At 42.7% G+C, this 16,326-nt stretch carries 16 protein-coding genes; 3 read left to right on the forward strand and 13 right to left on the reverse strand.

Going from position 1 to position 16,326, the window contains the following annotated elements; genetic code table 11:
- Positions 1 to 73 precede the first annotated feature (73 nt).
- The 13 genes from DC077_RS06605 to DC077_RS06665 form a co-directional block, all read right to left on the reverse strand.
- Positions 74 to 1,708, reverse strand: a complete 1,635-nt coding sequence (locus DC077_RS06605; protein WP_109201561.1) for a thiamine pyrophosphate-binding protein — start codon at positions 1,706 to 1,708, stop codon at positions 74 to 76.
- 133 nt (positions 1,709 to 1,841) lie between these two features.
- Positions 1,842 to 3,308, reverse strand: coding sequence for an aldehyde dehydrogenase (locus tag DC077_RS06610; protein WP_109201560.1), 1,467 nt, complete (start codon positions 3,306 to 3,308; stop codon positions 1,842 to 1,844).
- Between the two features lie 22 nt (positions 3,309 to 3,330).
- Positions 3,331 to 4,122, reverse strand: coding sequence for an aspartate dehydrogenase (locus tag DC077_RS06615; RefSeq protein WP_109201559.1), 792 nt, complete (start codon positions 4,120 to 4,122; stop codon positions 3,331 to 3,333).
- Positions 4,123 to 4,161: 39 nt separating this feature from the next.
- Positions 4,162 to 4,974, reverse strand: a complete 813-nt coding sequence (locus DC077_RS06620) for an SDR family oxidoreductase (protein ID WP_109201558.1) — start codon at positions 4,972 to 4,974, stop codon at positions 4,162 to 4,164.
- 357 nt (positions 4,975 to 5,331) lie between these two features.
- Complete coding sequence (locus DC077_RS06625; RefSeq protein ID WP_109201557.1) at positions 5,332 to 6,120, reverse strand: alpha/beta fold hydrolase; 789 nt, start codon at positions 6,118 to 6,120, stop codon at positions 5,332 to 5,334.
- Positions 6,121 to 6,306: 186 nt separating this feature from the next.
- Positions 6,307 to 6,828: a cupin domain-containing protein gene (locus DC077_RS06630; RefSeq protein WP_109201556.1), complete on the reverse strand. Its 522-nt coding sequence runs from the start codon at positions 6,826 to 6,828 to the stop codon at positions 6,307 to 6,309.
- A gap of 158 nt (positions 6,829 to 6,986) precedes the next feature.
- Positions 6,987 to 8,216 (reverse strand): MFS transporter, encoded by a 1,230-nt coding sequence (locus tag DC077_RS06635; protein ID WP_109201555.1) that lies wholly within the window; start codon positions 8,214 to 8,216, stop codon positions 6,987 to 6,989.
- A gap of 319 nt (positions 8,217 to 8,535) precedes the next feature.
- Positions 8,536 to 9,747 (reverse strand): NAD(P)/FAD-dependent oxidoreductase, encoded by a 1,212-nt coding sequence (locus tag DC077_RS06640; protein ID WP_109201554.1) that lies wholly within the window; start codon positions 9,745 to 9,747, stop codon positions 8,536 to 8,538.
- A 59-nt stretch (positions 9,748 to 9,806) separates the two neighbouring features.
- Positions 9,807 to 10,739, reverse strand: coding sequence for a VOC family protein (locus DC077_RS06645; protein ID WP_109217901.1), 933 nt, complete (start codon positions 10,737 to 10,739; stop codon positions 9,807 to 9,809).
- A gap of 106 nt (positions 10,740 to 10,845) precedes the next feature.
- Positions 10,846 to 11,604, reverse strand: a complete 759-nt coding sequence (locus tag DC077_RS06650; RefSeq protein WP_109201552.1) for an SDR family oxidoreductase — start codon at positions 11,602 to 11,604, stop codon at positions 10,846 to 10,848.
- A gap of 11 nt (positions 11,605 to 11,615) precedes the next feature.
- Positions 11,616 to 12,686, reverse strand: coding sequence for an aromatic ring-hydroxylating oxygenase subunit alpha (locus DC077_RS06655; protein WP_109201551.1), 1,071 nt, complete (start codon positions 12,684 to 12,686; stop codon positions 11,616 to 11,618).
- A 28-nt stretch (positions 12,687 to 12,714) separates the two neighbouring features.
- Positions 12,715 to 13,014 carry a recombinase-like helix-turn-helix domain-containing protein gene (locus tag DC077_RS06660; RefSeq protein ID WP_109201550.1) on the reverse strand — a complete coding sequence of 100 codons (300 nt, stop codon included), beginning with the start codon at positions 13,012 to 13,014 and terminating at the stop codon, positions 12,715 to 12,717.
- 311 nt (positions 13,015 to 13,325) lie between these two features.
- The gene (locus DC077_RS06665) at positions 13,326 to 13,637 is read right to left on the reverse strand and encodes a non-heme iron oxygenase ferredoxin subunit (protein WP_109201549.1); all 312 of its coding nucleotides are present in this window, start codon (positions 13,635 to 13,637) and stop codon (positions 13,326 to 13,328) included.
- A gap of 372 nt (positions 13,638 to 14,009) precedes the next feature.
- Here DC077_RS06665 and DC077_RS06670 point away from each other — a divergent pair, with 372 nt between their 5' ends.
- The 3 genes from DC077_RS06670 (at position 14,010) to DC077_RS06680 (ending at position 15,846) form a co-directional block, all read left to right on the forward strand.
- Positions 14,010 to 14,795, forward strand: coding sequence for an IclR family transcriptional regulator (locus DC077_RS06670; RefSeq protein ID WP_162297638.1), 786 nt, complete (start codon positions 14,010 to 14,012; stop codon positions 14,793 to 14,795).
- 219 nt (positions 14,796 to 15,014) lie between these two features.
- A complete protein-coding gene (locus tag DC077_RS06675) occupies positions 15,015 to 15,368 on the forward strand; it encodes a TM2 domain-containing protein (protein ID WP_157953504.1) in 354 nt (117 codons plus the stop codon).
- Between the two features lie 202 nt (positions 15,369 to 15,570).
- The gene (locus DC077_RS06680) at positions 15,571 to 15,846 is read left to right on the forward strand and encodes a hypothetical protein (RefSeq protein ID WP_109201547.1); all 276 of its coding nucleotides are present in this window, start codon (positions 15,571 to 15,573) and stop codon (positions 15,844 to 15,846) included.
- Positions 15,847 to 16,326: the final 480 nt, after the last annotated feature.

Consider the following 16,326-nt stretch of genomic DNA (forward strand, 5'->3'; position numbering starts at 1 on the left):
CCGTTACCTTTCAATGATAACGGCTCTCTCTCAATACAGATACTGAAGCTGATTCTCTTGAATTTGACTCTCTTTAATAGAGCTTCTTCTGAGGCGGACCTGCGAAGTTTAAAGGACCGATAGCTGTCATATCGACCTCAACAACAGTAGGCCCATCAATAGCCATCGCCTCGCTTATTACCGATTCAAACTCCTCAACAGAACTTGCTAAAAAGCTGACACATCCCATCGACTCCCCTAGCTTTTTATAGCTCGGCGTATGAAGCTCATTATAGTATTGACGTCCACCAAAATAGTTATTTTGAATGCCACGCATCACACCATAACCCTGATCATTCATCACTAACAACACCATATTCAGCTTCTCCTGAACCATCGTTGCAATCTCGCCAATGCCGAGCATTAAACCGCCATCTCCCACAAGAGCGACAACTTTCTTATCCCGATTAGCAATCGCCGATCCGATCCCATGCGCTAAACCTAAGCCGATAGCACCGGCTAAAGAGTGAATATTGCGAAGGGGGGCTTGTACAGGGAAGAGTCGACTCCCCCAAGTACTACCAGACATTGTGATATCTCGTACTAAAATACCGCTCTCCGGCAAAGCTTTTCGAAGCGCAAAACAGATCTCTGCATAAGGACCTAATTGCTCTGTTAAAGCGGCAATTGCGGCTTCTTTTGCAGCTTTAATCTCTTGGTCATATGCCGGATCGATAAAGGAGTGATCTGCTAATTTTATCGCAAGATAAGCTAATGATGCTTTTGCATCCGCACAGATAAAGTGATCAACACAGTAGTTTCTCTGCTGTGCAACCGGATTGGCATCAATTTGAATCAATTTCTCTGGAAATTGAATGCTATAGGTCTTTGTCTCATTGCTTCGCAGACGAGATCCTACCACCAATGCAATATCTGCAGATTGTAGAAGCTCCTCAACCTTTTGGGAGTTATGAAAAGCGCCTAAGCTACGAGGATGATGATCCGGTAATACTCCTCTTGCATGGGTCGATGAGAGAACGGGAATACCAAGATCGGCTAAGGCCTTCACTTCCGCTTCTGCCCCTAAACAACCGCCACCGATCCATAAGATGGGTCGTTTAGCTGCTCTTAATGCATTTGCAACATTATCTAAAGCGCTACTCTCTATGGCGGGTAACTGTAGAGCACCCACCGGTGAGAGCTCTTTAGGTAGCTCAATCTCCATCGCTTGAATATCGATCGGGATCTCCACACTCACAGGCCCCATCGGTACAGTTTGTGCCACACGAATCGCTTCACGCATAATACCGATGGCATTATCGGGACTCATAATACGATAGGCGGCTTTGCTCGCGGCCTTTAAAAAAGTTAATTGATCTTTTGCTTCATGAATAAATGAAGCATCTCGATCGAGATACTCTCGCTCAACTTGACCGGTAATATGTAATACCGGACTTGCAGCATTACAAGCCTCAATCAAAGACCCAACCGCATTCCCCGCACCGGCACCCGTACTTGTAATCGCAACCCCTAACCCCTTAAAACGAGCATGAGCATCAGCCATTGTTAAACAACCCGCTTCTCCACGAGAGCAGACAAAATTGATCCTCTCCCGACGCCCAATCGCATCTGCAATGGGAAGATTATGGATCGAAATAACGCCATAAACATCCTCAACACCATGCGCCTCTAGTAAACGTGCAATCGCTTCTCCAACTGTTACCTTCATTCTTTTCTCCTACGGCATCTAATCTGCACCGATCTCTATTCAATTACTACGTGATCTTCAGCAGCGCTGCTCTTTTTCCTATCTGTTTTCTATCTGTTTTCTATCTTTTTTCTTCTTCTCTACTGATCCTAAACTACTCACACCAAGGATTAGGTCTCTCATCTAAGCTTAAGAAGATACTCTTTTGTTGCATATAAGCGAGGATGCCTAAGCGCCCCTTCTCTCGTCCGATACCACTCTCTTTATAACCACCAAATGGAGTAGAGATTGAAAATTTCTTATAGGTATTGACCCATACTGTTCCTGCTTCTAAAACTCGCGCTAATTGCCATGCACGACGATAATTTTCTGTCCAGATGCCGGCTGAAAGCCCATAGATGGAATCATTCGCTTCCGCAATTAAGGTCGCTTCATCATCAAAAGGTAGCACCACCAATACCGGGCCAAAGATCTCCTCTTGACAGACAGAATCACTATTTTTTAAACCGGTAATAATCGTCGGAGCATAATAACTTCCCTTCGCTAATGATCCCTCTAATAAGCGCTTCCCCCCAATCTCGATTTTCCCCCCTTCTGCAACGGCCTGCTGAACATAGCGATCGATACTCTCTAGATGTTGCTCGCTAATCACAGGTCCAACCTGAGTTGTCGGATCTTCAGGATGCCCCACACGTAAGGCGGAGCTCTTTTCGATCAATTTTGCTAAAAAAGGAGCATAGAGTGAACGATGCACAAAGAGACGAGAACCGGCAATACAAGCTTGTCCGGCAGAGCTGAAAATACCATAAATAACCCCATTAACAGCTAACTCTAAATTAGCATCCTCTAAAACAATCGTAGGCGATTTTCCCCCGAGCTCTAAAGAGGTTGTAATAAGTCGCTCTGCCGCAATATGGGCAAGTGCTCTTCCGGTATTAGTCCCGCCGGTAAAGGAGATCTTCTTCACCAATGGATGATTCACAATCGCATTCCCTACGACTGAACCACGTCCGGGTAAAACACTTAAGATCCCTTTTGGTAAACCCGCCTCTTCAAAACACGCCGCTAATTCTAGCGCAATCAAGGATGTGGCTTCAGCCGGCTTTAAGATCACCGCATTCCCCCCAGCTAAGGCAGGAATCAACTTCTGTACTTCAGAGGCGATCGGAGAGTTCCAAGGTGTAATGGCAGCAATGACGCCTAACGGTTCATAGAGACTCAGTGTAATCGCATCATGCATTCGCTGATTTGTTAACTCATTATCCATTGTCTCCAATGTAGAGGCGACATAACGGGTTGTCGCTATTGCGCTTGCAACTAATCCTCGTGTTTCATAGAGAGGCTTACCATTATCTCGCGTCTGAAGCTGTGCAAGCGCCTCACGATCCCGCTCTAAAATATCGGCAAATTTAAAGAGGATTCTCGCTCGCTCAGTCGGTAATAGATCACGCCAAGAGGGATCTCTCCATGCTCGATCAGCAGCAACAATTGCCTCCTCCACATCCTCTAAAGAAGCTGTAGAAAACTCCGCATTAAGACTCATATCGGCAGGAAAAAAGCTCTTTGAAGGCTCTCCACGACCTAATCTCCATTCACCGGCTAAAAATATCTTTTTCACAATGACTCCTTCTCTCCCAATAATTCTAAATCAGGATCACATCATCTAGTTGACGACAGAAACGCGCAACACTTAACGCCGCTAACATCGAGGTCTTAGGATTACTCTCTAAGGGAACACCCATCATAAGAATCTCCATTGCTCCAAATACGCCCTCTGCCACTATTTTATGTTGATTTCGTGCTACCGCAGGATCTGCAATCAGCTCAACTTCCGTTGCATCCATACCTATACCCGCAAGCGCTAAAGTTGCTGCAACATTCGCATTGGCAGGAAAACGTTTTGCCGCCTCTCTTGCGCTCCCCTTAAAGAAGGTTGTTGCACTCTTTAATTGATCAATATCCACAAGCTCTTCGGCATAACTTCCCTTCCAACTACGAGGATTTTTTCTTCCTTGATAGAGAACGGAATCTAATCCTGCCAATTTTGCTGAAGCGAGACCATCAATACCGGCGATCGCACCCGATAGAATTGCGATCTTTGCCCCTTTCGCTTTTGCTGCCGCTTCAACCTGCTGCTGAAACGTTTCATCAGCAAAGCTTCCTACCGAAATCACCCCAACATCAATTCCAGCAGCAATAAGATCAAAAATATGTGCTTTCAATCCTGCTTGTCCTGCCATCTCAACCGCACAATCAGGTTTCCCCTCAATAGCTGAAACAGTACTGACAACTTTAATATCATCTCCAACTACAGCTTGAATTTTAGCCACATCTTGTGGCATCACCACCAACCAGCCAACTTTGACATCTGCAGGTAGTAGTGGCATAACCGCTTGTGCCATTGCACCATAACCGACCATTACAATTTTTTTCATTATCTCTCCCCCTCTCTTATCTCCATAAAGCACTTTTCATTATATTTCGCGACTAAATCCGCCGGAGACATCGATCACCGATCCTGTTGTATAAGAGGACATCGGGGATGCTAGAAAGAGAAGTGCTCGCGCAGCTTCTTCTGCCTTACCGAGACGCCCCATAGGAATTCCTCGCTCTTGAGCAATACCGGCGATCCACTCTTCCCAGCTCTTAGAACGATCTGATCGATCCTCATAGCGTCGGCGCCACTGACCTGATTCCACCATCCCGATTAAGATCGAATTAACTCGAATCCCCTTTACCCCTCTTTGAGCGAACTCTTGTGCTAAGGTTTTACTTAGATTGAGTAATCCAGCTCTTGCCGCCGATGTTGCAATCATATGGCGCTCCGGCTTAAGTGCTAAGAGCGAGTTAACATTGGTAATTGAAGCAACATCAGATTGCTCCAAATAAGGTAATGCCGCCTTGATCGGATTTAAGACACCAAAATATTTAAGAGTGACCTCTCCGAGCCAATCTTCATCTTGTGTCTCCTCAAAGGTAGCTACTTTTCCCTGCCCGGCATTATTAATTAAAAAATCGATGCCCCCAAAGTGATCTACCACCTTCGTGATCATCATTTCGACAGAATGACGATCTAAAACATCGGCAACAACAATTAACATATCGGAGGATGAAACTTCCGGAAATGCTGCTTTTACCTCTGCTAAAGAGGCTTCAAGACGCGCCTGATTACGTCCACACCAAGCAACTTTAGCGCCTCCTTGTAAGAGTAATTTTACCGTCTCTAAACCGATACCTGACGATCCTCCCGTCACGATTGCGACCCGATTCTCTACACCAAAACTCATCGACTGCCTCCTCATCTTTCTATAATTTATGATCTCAGCTGATCCTCTCTGATCTCATCTGATTCCATCTGCTCTTTTCTATAATAATTTTATCGATCATCTTGCAATGATCTTGCCGGCACTTATCCGGCAACTTGTTAATTTCCCCATAGAGGAGTCGATCCTCTTATCTCATTTACCCCTTACTCCTCAATCCGCCCACTCTCTATTGGTAGCTGTCTAATTGTCACTATCTGTAGTTACCTGTTGCTACCTATTACTCTCTGCTTCATCAACTTCTTCAAAATATAGAAATGAAATAGCGTAGAAATACAAAAATGGAAGGATCTCTAGGAACAGGATTATTCTGAAACAGCCTTAAAAGAGTCTCTCCTTAAAAAAGAGTGGCGCATCGATATAGGCAAGGTGTCCCGCATCGGCAACCTCAATGAGATTAAGACGCGGATATCGCTCTTTGAGTGCCCACATCCCATCGGGTGGAGTAATACCATCGTTGAGACCAAAATAGAGATCAATCAACAATTGTGGCTCAATCTGCGACAATGCTCGATCGATTGAATCGTAAGCAAGCAGATAGGAGGCATTAGTAAAACCCTCCATGGTTAAACGTTTAGAGACCTCACTAACAATGGCCATATTCTCAGCAGAAGGATCTCCAAGCAGGTAAGGTCCTCGCTCTTTTGCCATTCCGATATTTCCTAACCGAGCCAATAGTTGTGGTCGGCGCTGATAAATTTCCGCTTTAACAGAAGCACTCTTATCGGCATATCCCTGTGCCGGCGCAATCAATTGCAACTTCTCTAAATATTCTGGATATTGTGCGGCAAAAGAAGCTGCCATCATCGCTCCAAGAGAGTGACCCACCAAGATGATACGCTCAAACTCTAACTCATTGATAAATGCTAAAAGACGCTCAGCATAATCTGCCGCAGATGGTGTATCACTCATTAACTCTTCACTTTTGCCATATCCTGGCGCATTCCAAGCAATAAGGTGAGCGGAAATGTCACAATCCTGAAGCTGCTTTATCCAAGAGTATGCCCCCGAGCTGATTCCATGAAGTAGAATAAAAGGTATTCCTTCCCCCTTCTTCTCTAAATATTCGATACCACTCTTTGGTGCTAATTGATACTCAATCTGATTCATAACATCTCCTCTCAATGATCTATCACCACTTAAAAAGAGAGTGAGTGATCAAAATCTCTCACCCCATTTTGGCAATGTGAGCTCAATAGGCCTTGACCATTGCCCCTTAACCAGACTTTTATTTTGATTACATCTGATCATATAGAGCCATATATCACTCACATCTTACCCACATCACTTTCTCTATTAATTTCGTTTTACTTTAGAGAGCGGATGATCTTCCGGATAGGTAGGGATCTTTGGCTTAGAGGTTCCTAACATGACACACATTAAGGCATCCTCTTGTGTATAGTTATAAAGTCCACGATAGATACCTGGAGGAATAGAGATCAGATCACGCTCCTTTAAGATGACCGAATATTTCTCCCCTTTATCTTCTAAGAAGAGCTCGATTGAACCTCTTAGAAGGAAAAAAACCTCTTCCACATCATCATGCAGATGAAGAGGTCCCTCACATTGTGCCGGTAAAACCATTGTTGAGAAGGTAAAATTTTCTGCTGGTACGGTATTACTATCTGATGCAACACCTGTTGCCCCTGTCCCCATATAACGCATCTGTGCACGGCGATATTTAGGGTCATAATCGGCTTGAAACTTCAGTGCATCAAAATCGTACTTACGATCTTCTAAGCGTGCGATACGGGTATTCATCCACTCTTCTAAACTTTTGCCTTCTGGGCGATTCCAAGTTTCAAATTCTCTAGTCATCTCTATTCTCCTTTGTGAATAAATCTTGATAAATAAGATCCCCTTTGGGCTCTCGATAAAATATTTTTATAAACTTCTCTTATAAACAGTAGCTAGAAACTACTTTGTAAAAATTTTATTAAAATGATCTGATTTAGCCTTTTAAGACAACGATTTACCTAATAACGTCTCAATAGTGGAGCGAGAATCATTGATCCTGCGACAGCAACAGCAGCAAGGAAGATAATGCCGGTATTAAAATTGCCAGAAAATGCGACAATATAAGCGATGAGAACCGGTACAATGGCACTAGTGAAGTTTGCAAGCCCATTGAAAATTCCTCCGGCTGTTGTTGCAACATCTCGATCACTCACATTTGAAAGTAGTGCAAAGACTGCCGATACAGATACACCCCACATTAAAGAGCTAATAGTCATCATCGTAATCACTAATAGATTGCTCTCTACGATCACCATCAGATACATAGCGATCCCGGCACCTAATAGACCGATAAAGACTTGAGGCGCGCGACGAATAGAGAAACGATCAGAATAGAGTGCGCCCCCAATTTCCCCAATTAACATCCCAATAAATGGAATCATCGAGAGTGCGCCAAACTCCTTCAAGTTAAATCCTTTCTCCTCCATCAAATAGGTCGGAATCCAGCTGTTTAATCCCCAGAGGTATGTCATCAAAGCGATATTAAAGAAGCAGACTAACCAGAAAGGTCCATTACGCATCAATCGCTTAAGATTCGCACCGTGAGCGCTTTTAACGACCTTCTTACGTCCTGAAACTTCAACATTACGCAAACCATAATGGACTAAAATTGTCGCAATTAAAGTTAAGCCACCCATCACGTAGAAAGTGGTATGCCAATCATAATTTCCCAATACGTAAGCTGTAATAGGGAAACCTAAAGCAGCCCCAATAGGCGTTCCTAAGATAAACATCGTTGATGCTCGCGCCTGCTCTTTATCGGAGTAACAGAGCTTAACAATGCTATAGCAGAGCGCAAATAGTGGCCCTTCTGCAATCCCCAATAGAATCCGGTTTACCAACATTCCTTCATAAGTTGTGGTGAAACCCATAATTAACATCAAAACGCCCCAACTTAATACAGACCAGAAGATTAACTTTTTGGGACTAAAGAGATCTCCTAAGAAACTTAAGAAGACAGAAGAGAATCCGTAGGAGAGAAGAAAGCTAGTCATCAACCAACCGAGTCGACTCTTATCCTCTACCACTCCCATTGTGGCTTGAAATGCGGGATCTGAGAAGAGTACCGCTATACTGATTTTATCGAAGAAGGCCAAGACTACACAGATCATTAAGATCGTTGCAGGCGTCCAGTGTGCTATTAAATTTTTGGGTACAAAAGGTAGCCTTTCAGCTAACGCTTCTTTCATAAAACTCCTCCTAGTAGATATCCCTACGCATAGACTTAATCCGAGCCGATCTCTTGATACCGGCAATTGATGTGTTATGTCGATGGTGGTCTCTATTCTTATCTCTTATTGTTATTACTATTTATTATTGCTGTTCTATTGTTATATCGTTGTTATACCACTATTTTATTACTGCTCTACTAGTATGCTCTTCTCTCCCCTCATCTTGCACTCTTCCCATTTTTCACCCCTACTCCTGCCATGAGGCACTCACCTCTATGATTAAGGTTGCCTATAGTAGGAATAGGGACTCTGATCAATACTGCTCAATGAATCTTCATTATCGTAATGTCATCACATTGAAAGCAGGATCACCGATCTCTATTGCCTTTAAGACTCTATCTGCCTTGATCCAACGCTTTGCAATCTGTACAACTCTCGCATCATTGATCGAGACCAAATATTGCAATCGACCTTCTGGCGTCAGATAGAAAAAGCTCTTCTGTCGTGGCCCGCTATCACGCACAACAACTTCCGTAACATCAAGCCCAACCGGAGTACCTAAAATCTGAATATTACAATCATATTGGTCAGACCAGAGCCAAGGTGTTTCCCGGTAAGGTGTTGCCCGTTCTTCTCCTAACATCGCCTTCGCCGCAATAACCCCTTGATGTTGCGCGTTTGCCCAAGACTGGATAGAGAAGCCTAAATCTGGATGGATCGCCACATCACCTGCCGCATAGATATGGGGATCGCTCGTTTGACAATAGTGATCCACAACTATGCCATCTCGTGTCTCAAGTCCTGCTTCAACGGCAAGTTCCTTATTGATATGAGCGCCGGCACCAACAACAATTGCATCAAAGCTTCGCCACTTCTTCCCATCACGAAGAAGAGTCAATTTTCCATCTTCTGCCACAATATCGAGAAGTCCACATTCAAAACAGAGCTCAACACCCTCTTCATGATGAATCGATTCGATAAAATCAGAGACTTCGACCGATACACTTCGCGCACAGAGGCGCTCGCCTAACTCTAATAATGTGACAGCACAACCCTGTTTCCGTAGAGAAGAAGCAATCTCTAAACCGATCCAACCTCCACCAATAATTGCAAGTGACTTAATCGATGGGAGAGCGCGCTGCAATGCTAAACTATCCTCAACTGTGCGCAGTGTGAAGAGATTAGGTAGAGATCGCCAGGCATCAACAGGAACTCGTGCTTGACTGCCGGTCGCAATCAGAAGCTTATCGTAAAGAAGCGATGAACCATCTGAGAGTGTGACCACCTGTTTATCACGATCGATTTTGGTAGCAGAGAGGGGTGCGTAGAGTATCAAATTGAGCGCCGCAATCTTCTCTGGTGGGAAGAAATGGAGATTTTGATGATCCATCTCTCCAAGCAATACCTGCTTCGATAATGGTGGTCTTTCATAAAAGAGTTGTGATTCATCTGAAATCACGGCAATCTCACCCTCAAAGCCCTCTTCTCTTAAGGTATAAGCAGCCCAAGCAGATGCCTGTCCACCCCCAATAATAACCACTCTCTCCATCTTCTCTCCCTCTTTTTTCTATTTTGATAACAGGTTTCACATGAAACAATAGTGACGCTTTAAGATTCTTTGACCTGGCGTCGTGTTTCATGATCCAGGCCACCCTCAATCGCCCACTCCGTAAAGAGCTCAAGCGCATAATCATAGACTCGGGGGGTCCATGCCGGCGTCACATAATCATCATTGGTGTAATACTCAAAAGCGCCACCTAAAGGTGAATGAACATACCAAAAGTAAGCCGATGAGACAGGATGACGACCAGGACCGATAAAGGAATCCCATTTGAGTCGATTCATATTGAGCCCCCCACCAATCACCTCATGAATATCTCGCACTACAAAGGCAACATGATTGAGCCCCGCTGTTTCACGTTGTGGCAGTTTCAATAAGAAGAGATCATGGTGCCAACCTTCTGCTGCACAACGCATAAAGGCGCCACGCCCACGATAGGCATCTGAAAGATAGAAGCCTAACTTCTCTTCATAAAACTGCTGCGTCTTTTCTAAATCCGGGGTAAAGAAGACCACATGTCCGATTGCTACAGGAGCTGCCTTCTCATAGACAGGGCTTGGAGCATTGATGCGATTAATTCGCCCAAACTGATTGATAGGAAGCGATGTGGCCTCTAAATCTGCCTTTAAAATCGCCTCCTCAAAACGGAGTGTCATTCCGTTTGGATCTTGACACTGAATAATACCATCTGCAAAGTGATATCCTGGCTCTGAGCGGAGTCGCTCCGCTAAAGTTGCTATATCTTGCTGACGATTAGCAGCCCATGTCACTTCTCTTAAAGTAGATCCGCCTTCAAATGCCGGAGGTAAGCGCTCATCATCAATCGCAAAGACGTAGATTGAACTACCATTACTAAGCTGATATTTTGCCGCCCGCTCAATATCACTTTCGACCTCATTAAGACCAAAGTCTGCAAGATACTGCTTCGACTTTGCAATATCTTCAACACCAAATTTTAATGTTTTAATTCCATTTAACATCTATAAGCTCCTCGCTGAAATGTCCGAATCACTCGAACAAATTGGGGGGGGGGTAAAATGCGCAATACTCTCTCTACTAAACCCTCATAAGTTCTAAAATGAAGGCCTAATTAAAAACAAAGCCACCATTAACTGGGATATTTTGCCCTGTCACAAAAGAAGCAAGATCAGAGAGTAGGTAGAGCGCCGTGCCACTGACATCTTCCGGAAGTTGTTCCCGTTGGATCGCTCGGCCATTAACATAGAGCGAGTGGCGCTCTGCCGGTACATACTCGGTCGCCTCGACAAGTGTTAATCCTGGAGAGAGACTATTAACTGTAATATTAAACTCTCCCAATTCACGAGCCATGGAACGGGTCATTGCTAAAATAGCCCCTTTACTTGCGGTATAAGCCATCAATCTGGGAGCTCCCCATAAAGCGGTATCAGAGGCGATATTAACCACTCGCCCTGCACCCGATTTTTTAAGAAAAGGAACCATCGCTTGCGTCATCAACCAAGTGCCTTTTACATTGATAGTCATCACTCGATCCCAAAGGTCAGGATCATAATCCATCATATCCACACCCCCAACGCCGGTAGCAAGAGCTGCGCAATTGATTAAACCATTCACATAGGGCCATGCTTGCGCAACAGTTGTCGCCACTTGATCGATTGCTTCGGGTTGACTTAAATCTGCGATAATATAGGAGGCAGCTAAGCCTTCCGCCTGGAATGCTTCCGCTCTCTCTTTTAACAGATCTCCTAAGATATCGACCATTAATACTGTCGCACCTGCTTCTAATGCCACACGGGTAAAGTGATACCCTAACCCCCGAGCAGCACCGGTGATCACAATATATCTATCCTCTAATAATCTCTTCATTATGACCCCAATTATTCAGCAGGATGGATAGTCGCGCCAACAGCATCTACATTTGCTCGACTCGCTTGATACGCCTCATACGCCTTAAATTGCTTCTCCGCCTCACGCTTAAAAGTACGGCGAAGACGAGTGATCCCAACATCATGTTGATAGAGGAACTCATGCTCTCGTGCATCTGGAGCTAAGAGCTCTAAAATAATACGATCCTGCTCTAAGACATCCCAGTGCAAGCCCTCTAAATGATTGCGATACATAAAACGCCAAGTATTACGTTCCCAGCCTGAAACTTTGCGACAACGCCAGAAGAAAACACGAGTATTATGCTCATCAATAGGGGTCGCGAAACCTACAATCCAGAAACTTCCACCAGGACCAAATTTAGATTGATACGGAATAGAGAGTCGTAGCCACGCACCGCCCGTCTCCCCATATTCAACCCAGTCAAAATTCACCCCAGATTGACCATCTTTCTCAAAGATAAAACCTGTCTTCGTCATTTTCAGACTCATCTCCGCTTGGCGATCACCCTCAGACATTGAGTGAGAAACGGAGTGAAGATAAGTTCCATGCATAGGATCCATCACATTATCAACTGCATATTGATAATTGACTTTCCAATCTGCAATACAGAGGAAATGACTCCACTCATCACTATCGAGTTGCTCCGGAAAAGTGAGTTCTGTAGGTGCTTCATCACCGACACCAAACCAGAGGAAAATAGCACCATGAACCTCTTTCACATGATACGACTTCACACAAGTAGCCCCGGTCATAGGACAACTGGCAACAGCAGGAACATCCTCAACAACACCATCAAAACGAACTTCAACCCCGTGATACCAGCAAGCCACACGATTCCCTAAATTCCAACCTAAAGAGAGTCTTGCGCCACGATGTGGGCAGCGATCTTCAAGTGCATGAACTTTCCCCTCTTCATCACGCCATACAACAATATTTTCACCTAAGCGGGTAATTCCCACAGGACTCGTTCCTACTTCCCAGCTCGCTAACACTGGATGCCACAGGTTACGTAAACCAAAGTTGAGGTACTCTTGTGCGTCCTTAAATTTTCTAGATGTCATAACCTTCTTCTCCTACACTCTTAAAATCTTAGTAACCTAAACGAGCCATCTCAGCTTCGAAGCGATCTTCTGTAAATTGTTCGCCACTTTCTAATAACATTCCTTGCTCATTAAGGGCCGTTACCACCTCAGAGAGTGTTGTTGCCCCTTTTGAAAAAGCGGTAATTAAGTTCTCTACAAGACTTAACTCATAGGCTGATGGTTCATGTGCTCGATTTTGCCAAACCACATGTTTCACATCTCCCGGGATCTGAATATTATTAATACCTGCATCTGGATTAGGTTTATTCTCTAACCAAGTCTTAAGCTTCTCATTATAATTTGCCATCTACTTCCTCCTCTGTTTTCTCTCTTATCTGTTTCATCTGTTTCACCTGTAAACCTTCAGAACACTATCTCACTTACAAAAAAGTGCCATTTCACCCAACAGCTTGTTAAGCAAAAGAGAAATGGAGGTCTATAGGAACTAAAATCAATCAAGTTAAAGCGAATTTAAATCGAACTCTAAATTATGAGGTTAATCACGATTTATTGCTTTGATGATGAAACAATGAAAAATATTTCAAATCGTTTTTTATCAATATTTTTTTATAGAGATTTTTTTATAAAAATCTTTTAAGAATGGGGCCTAATAGAGCTCTACTGCTCAAGGGCGATCAAAATTGCCCCATCCTCTACTTTTACAGGATAGGTCAATAAATTACGGCATCCTGGCCCACTCTCTAAATTACCCGTTTTAATATCAAAAATAGCTTCATGAAGAGGACATTCAACTGTACCATCTTCAACAAATCCTTCCGTTAAGAGCGCATAGGCATGGGGACAAATATTTTCAATAGCAAAATAGTGATCACCCACCTGAAAGATCCCGATCTTCATATCACTGACATCAACAGATTTAGGCATATACTCTTCAATTTCATCCACTTGGCATACTGAAACCCACTTCATCTTCTTCCTCCTCTAAGATTCCTATCCTGCTCGATAAGAATAATCAGAAAATGGTGATCTACTCATATTTATTGTTCTCTGACAGATTGTGATTGGTAGATCATCGATTATTAAAATAAAAATTTTTGTAATAGAGCAGATGGCATTTTAATTAATCTAGCTTCAAGCTACTTTTAATCTATTTTAGTGTTCAAATATTTTGACATTTTAATAGTTATTTAGTTTTATATATAAAACACCATTTACTTTATAAAACATTAATGCAAGAATACGATTAATAAAAGAAGCTTGTCAAGCCTATTTTCCTAAATAGAGAGTCTTAACAAGTCAATATCCCGATAAATGATAAGAATAAAAGTGAGGAGTTTAGCGATGATAGAAGAGATTAATACGGAAAAATATCTTGTGCCAGGATTGGTAAGAGGTTTAAAAATTTTAGAGAGTTTCACTGCAGTAAAGAGTGAAATGACTTTAAGTGAGATCGCTAAAAACTTAGATATTAATCGATCAAGTGCCTTTCGATTGGTACAAACATTAGAATATTGTGGCTACCTGATAAGAACGCCCCATAAAAGTTACAAACTTAACGTCAAAGTCTTACAACTCGGTTACACAGCGATTGAATCGATGAATATTCCACAACAAGTGACCGCAATTATGCAGCAATTGCGTGATCAAACAAAAGTCGCGGTTCATCTCTCGCTACTCGATAATATTGAAATTGTCTATCTCAATAATATTCAAGCCTTAGGCGCTTTTACCTCCAATATTCGAGTGGGAACACGATGGCCGGCATATGCAACTGTTATTGGGCAGATGTTACTTGGATCATTAAGTAATGAAGAGATCAGAGCACGCTACGAAGGGTCTTCTGAATGGAAACAATACTCGGCATCTACCGCAAAAGATGTCGATGAGTTAATTGAAAAAATTGAGGTCGCAAGAAACTCTGATTATCTTATCAGTTGGAAAAATTTCAAACCCGATATGATTGCCTGCGCCGCCCCCATTCGCGGAAAACTATCGAAAGGGATCCAATATGTTCTCTCTGTCAGTTGTCCGGCAACGAGTTATAGTAATCGTGAACAATTTGTTAAAGAGGTTGTCCCTCTTCTCTTAGCGGCAGCTCGAGAGATCTCGGAACTTATGATTCAATAGCAATTATTCATCACAATAAGAGATCTTATCCCCAATCTTGATTGCGATTAGTATAAAATAGGCAGGATATGATGATAAAAAAGAGCTAGAAGGCAATTTACAGCTATAAATTTCACATATCGCCATATTTACACAACAATAGATCACCGATTATCAAATAGCGAAAACATCCTCCTATTTTAACGCAATTAATTCAATTTAGAGTGAAGGAACATTCCCGTGAATAGTAATAATCAAGAGTTTATCAATACCTATCTAGCCATTAATGCTAATAAGTATCCTAAAGAAGCGCTCACAACGGTTACCTCTATCCTCCAACGACTGACACCGAATCAGCAAACGGCACTTCATGCTCTACCCATCAAAGATCCAACATTAGCACTGCTACTCTCTTTTTTCTTTGGTTCTTTTGCTGTAGACCGCTTCTATATCGGCAATATTCTATTAGGAATTCTTAAGTTAATTACACTTGGAGGCTTTGGTATCTGGACTATCGTCGACTGGTTTATCATCTCCAAACAGACACGGCAACAGAATCTGGATCTACTCTTAAATTTTGCAGATACACTCTAGTCTCTATAAAAAATAGTCATATACAGAAAAAGATTTACTCGGTAAATAACCTTACTTAAGAGTAGATGCTAACGAAACATAAGAAAAATAGTATCAACAAGGACTGATAGGTATCAAACAATCAATGCTATCAATCCGATTTTATATCCAAACTATTCTCTAAAAACCAACTATATAATGATAGAGGAGCTACACCGATCTTATGATATTACTTGCTATTGCCTTAATGATTATTGTCGCTTTAATCTACTTTCTTCGTTACCAAAGGGCACTTATTCGATATGGAGTCCCCCTACTCGCTATTTTAGTGGCTCTCATTCTCTTCTTTATTTTGCAAAATATTATCTATCCTTATGATGAACACACTCCCATTCGCGCGAGTGAACAAAATCAACAATTAGAAGAAAAAAATCGCAATAGCAGAATGAGATCTCGCGAACGACAACCCCAACGAGGAGAGATTGAGGCGGTTAATTAAACCTAATAATAGATAATAAATTAATACTTCTATTCAATTCCGGCTCGAAGATGCCTCATTCGCGAGCATACGGGCATGCAGTAGTTAAAAAGTGAAATAGTCAGTTCTCGGCTTCCTAGACTTTATTACCAATGCTTTACCAAGAATCTATTGAATAAACAGAGACTGATGAGTCGCGAGAAATCACTACGGCAAGCTTTTATTGATCACTTGCCTGCAAATATGTGATCGTTCTACGACTTAAAATTGATCTTCAATATCAATAGATCTACCCACTAAGACAATGAGCGGAGCCGCGGGAGCCTACTATTTCATTCTTATCACTATTGAATGCCCGCGGAATGGCATCTTTGGTGCCGGCTTCATGTCTACTACTCTAGACCTACCCTATCTATTTACAAAGCCGGTAAACGCGAGATTGTTTAAAATGATTAATTCCAATATATCTATCATGCTTATTGATAATAAGAAAAGCTGATG

It is taken from the genome of Ignatzschineria cameli (assembly GCF_003121895.1).
GTDB classification, from domain to species: domain Bacteria; phylum Pseudomonadota; class Gammaproteobacteria; order Cardiobacteriales; family Wohlfahrtiimonadaceae; genus Ignatzschineria; species Ignatzschineria cameli.

Bases quoted from the DNA above. Each gene is read 5' to 3' on its own strand.
- DC077_RS06605 (WP_109201561.1), bottom strand. From the start codon at position 1,708: ATGAAGGTAACAGTTGGAGAAGCGATTGCACGTTTACTAGAGGCGCAT.
- DC077_RS06615 (WP_109201559.1), bottom strand. From the start codon at position 4,122: ATGAAAAAAATTGTAATGGTCGGTTATGGTGCAATGGCACAAGCGGTT.
- DC077_RS06620 (WP_109201558.1), bottom strand. From the start codon at position 4,974: ATGAGTTTTGGTGTAGAGAATCGGGTCGCAATCGTGACGGGAGGATCG.
- DC077_RS06625 (WP_109201557.1), bottom strand. From the start codon at position 6,120: ATGAATCAGATTGAGTATCAATTAGCACCAAAGAGTGGTATCGAATAT.
- DC077_RS06630 (WP_109201556.1), bottom strand. From the start codon at position 6,828: ATGACTAGAGAATTTGAAACTTGGAATCGCCCAGAAGGCAAAAGTTTA.
- DC077_RS06635 (WP_109201555.1), bottom strand. From the start codon at position 8,216: ATGAAAGAAGCGTTAGCTGAAAGGCTACCTTTTGTACCCAAAAATTTA.
- DC077_RS06640 (WP_109201554.1), bottom strand. From the start codon at position 9,747: ATGGAGAGAGTGGTTATTATTGGGGGTGGACAGGCATCTGCTTGGGCT.
- DC077_RS06645 (WP_109217901.1), bottom strand. From the start codon at position 10,739: ATGTTAAATGGAATTAAAACATTAAAATTTGGTGTTGAAGATATTGCA.
- DC077_RS06650 (WP_109201552.1), bottom strand. From the start codon at position 11,604: ATGAAGAGATTATTAGAGGATAGATATATTGTGATCACCGGTGCTGCT.
- DC077_RS06655 (WP_109201551.1), bottom strand. From the start codon at position 12,686: ATGACATCTAGAAAATTTAAGGACGCACAAGAGTACCTCAACTTTGGT.
- DC077_RS06660 (WP_109201550.1), bottom strand. From the start codon at position 13,014: ATGGCAAATTATAATGAGAAGCTTAAGACTTGGTTAGAGAATAAACCT.
- DC077_RS06665 (WP_109201549.1), bottom strand. From the start codon at position 13,637: ATGAAGTGGGTTTCAGTATGCCAAGTGGATGAAATTGAAGAGTATATG.
- DC077_RS06670 (WP_162297638.1), top strand. From the start codon at position 14,010: ATGATAGAAGAGATTAATACGGAAAAATATCTTGTGCCAGGATTGGTA.
- DC077_RS06680 (WP_109201547.1), top strand. From the start codon at position 15,571: ATGATATTACTTGCTATTGCCTTAATGATTATTGTCGCTTTAATCTAC.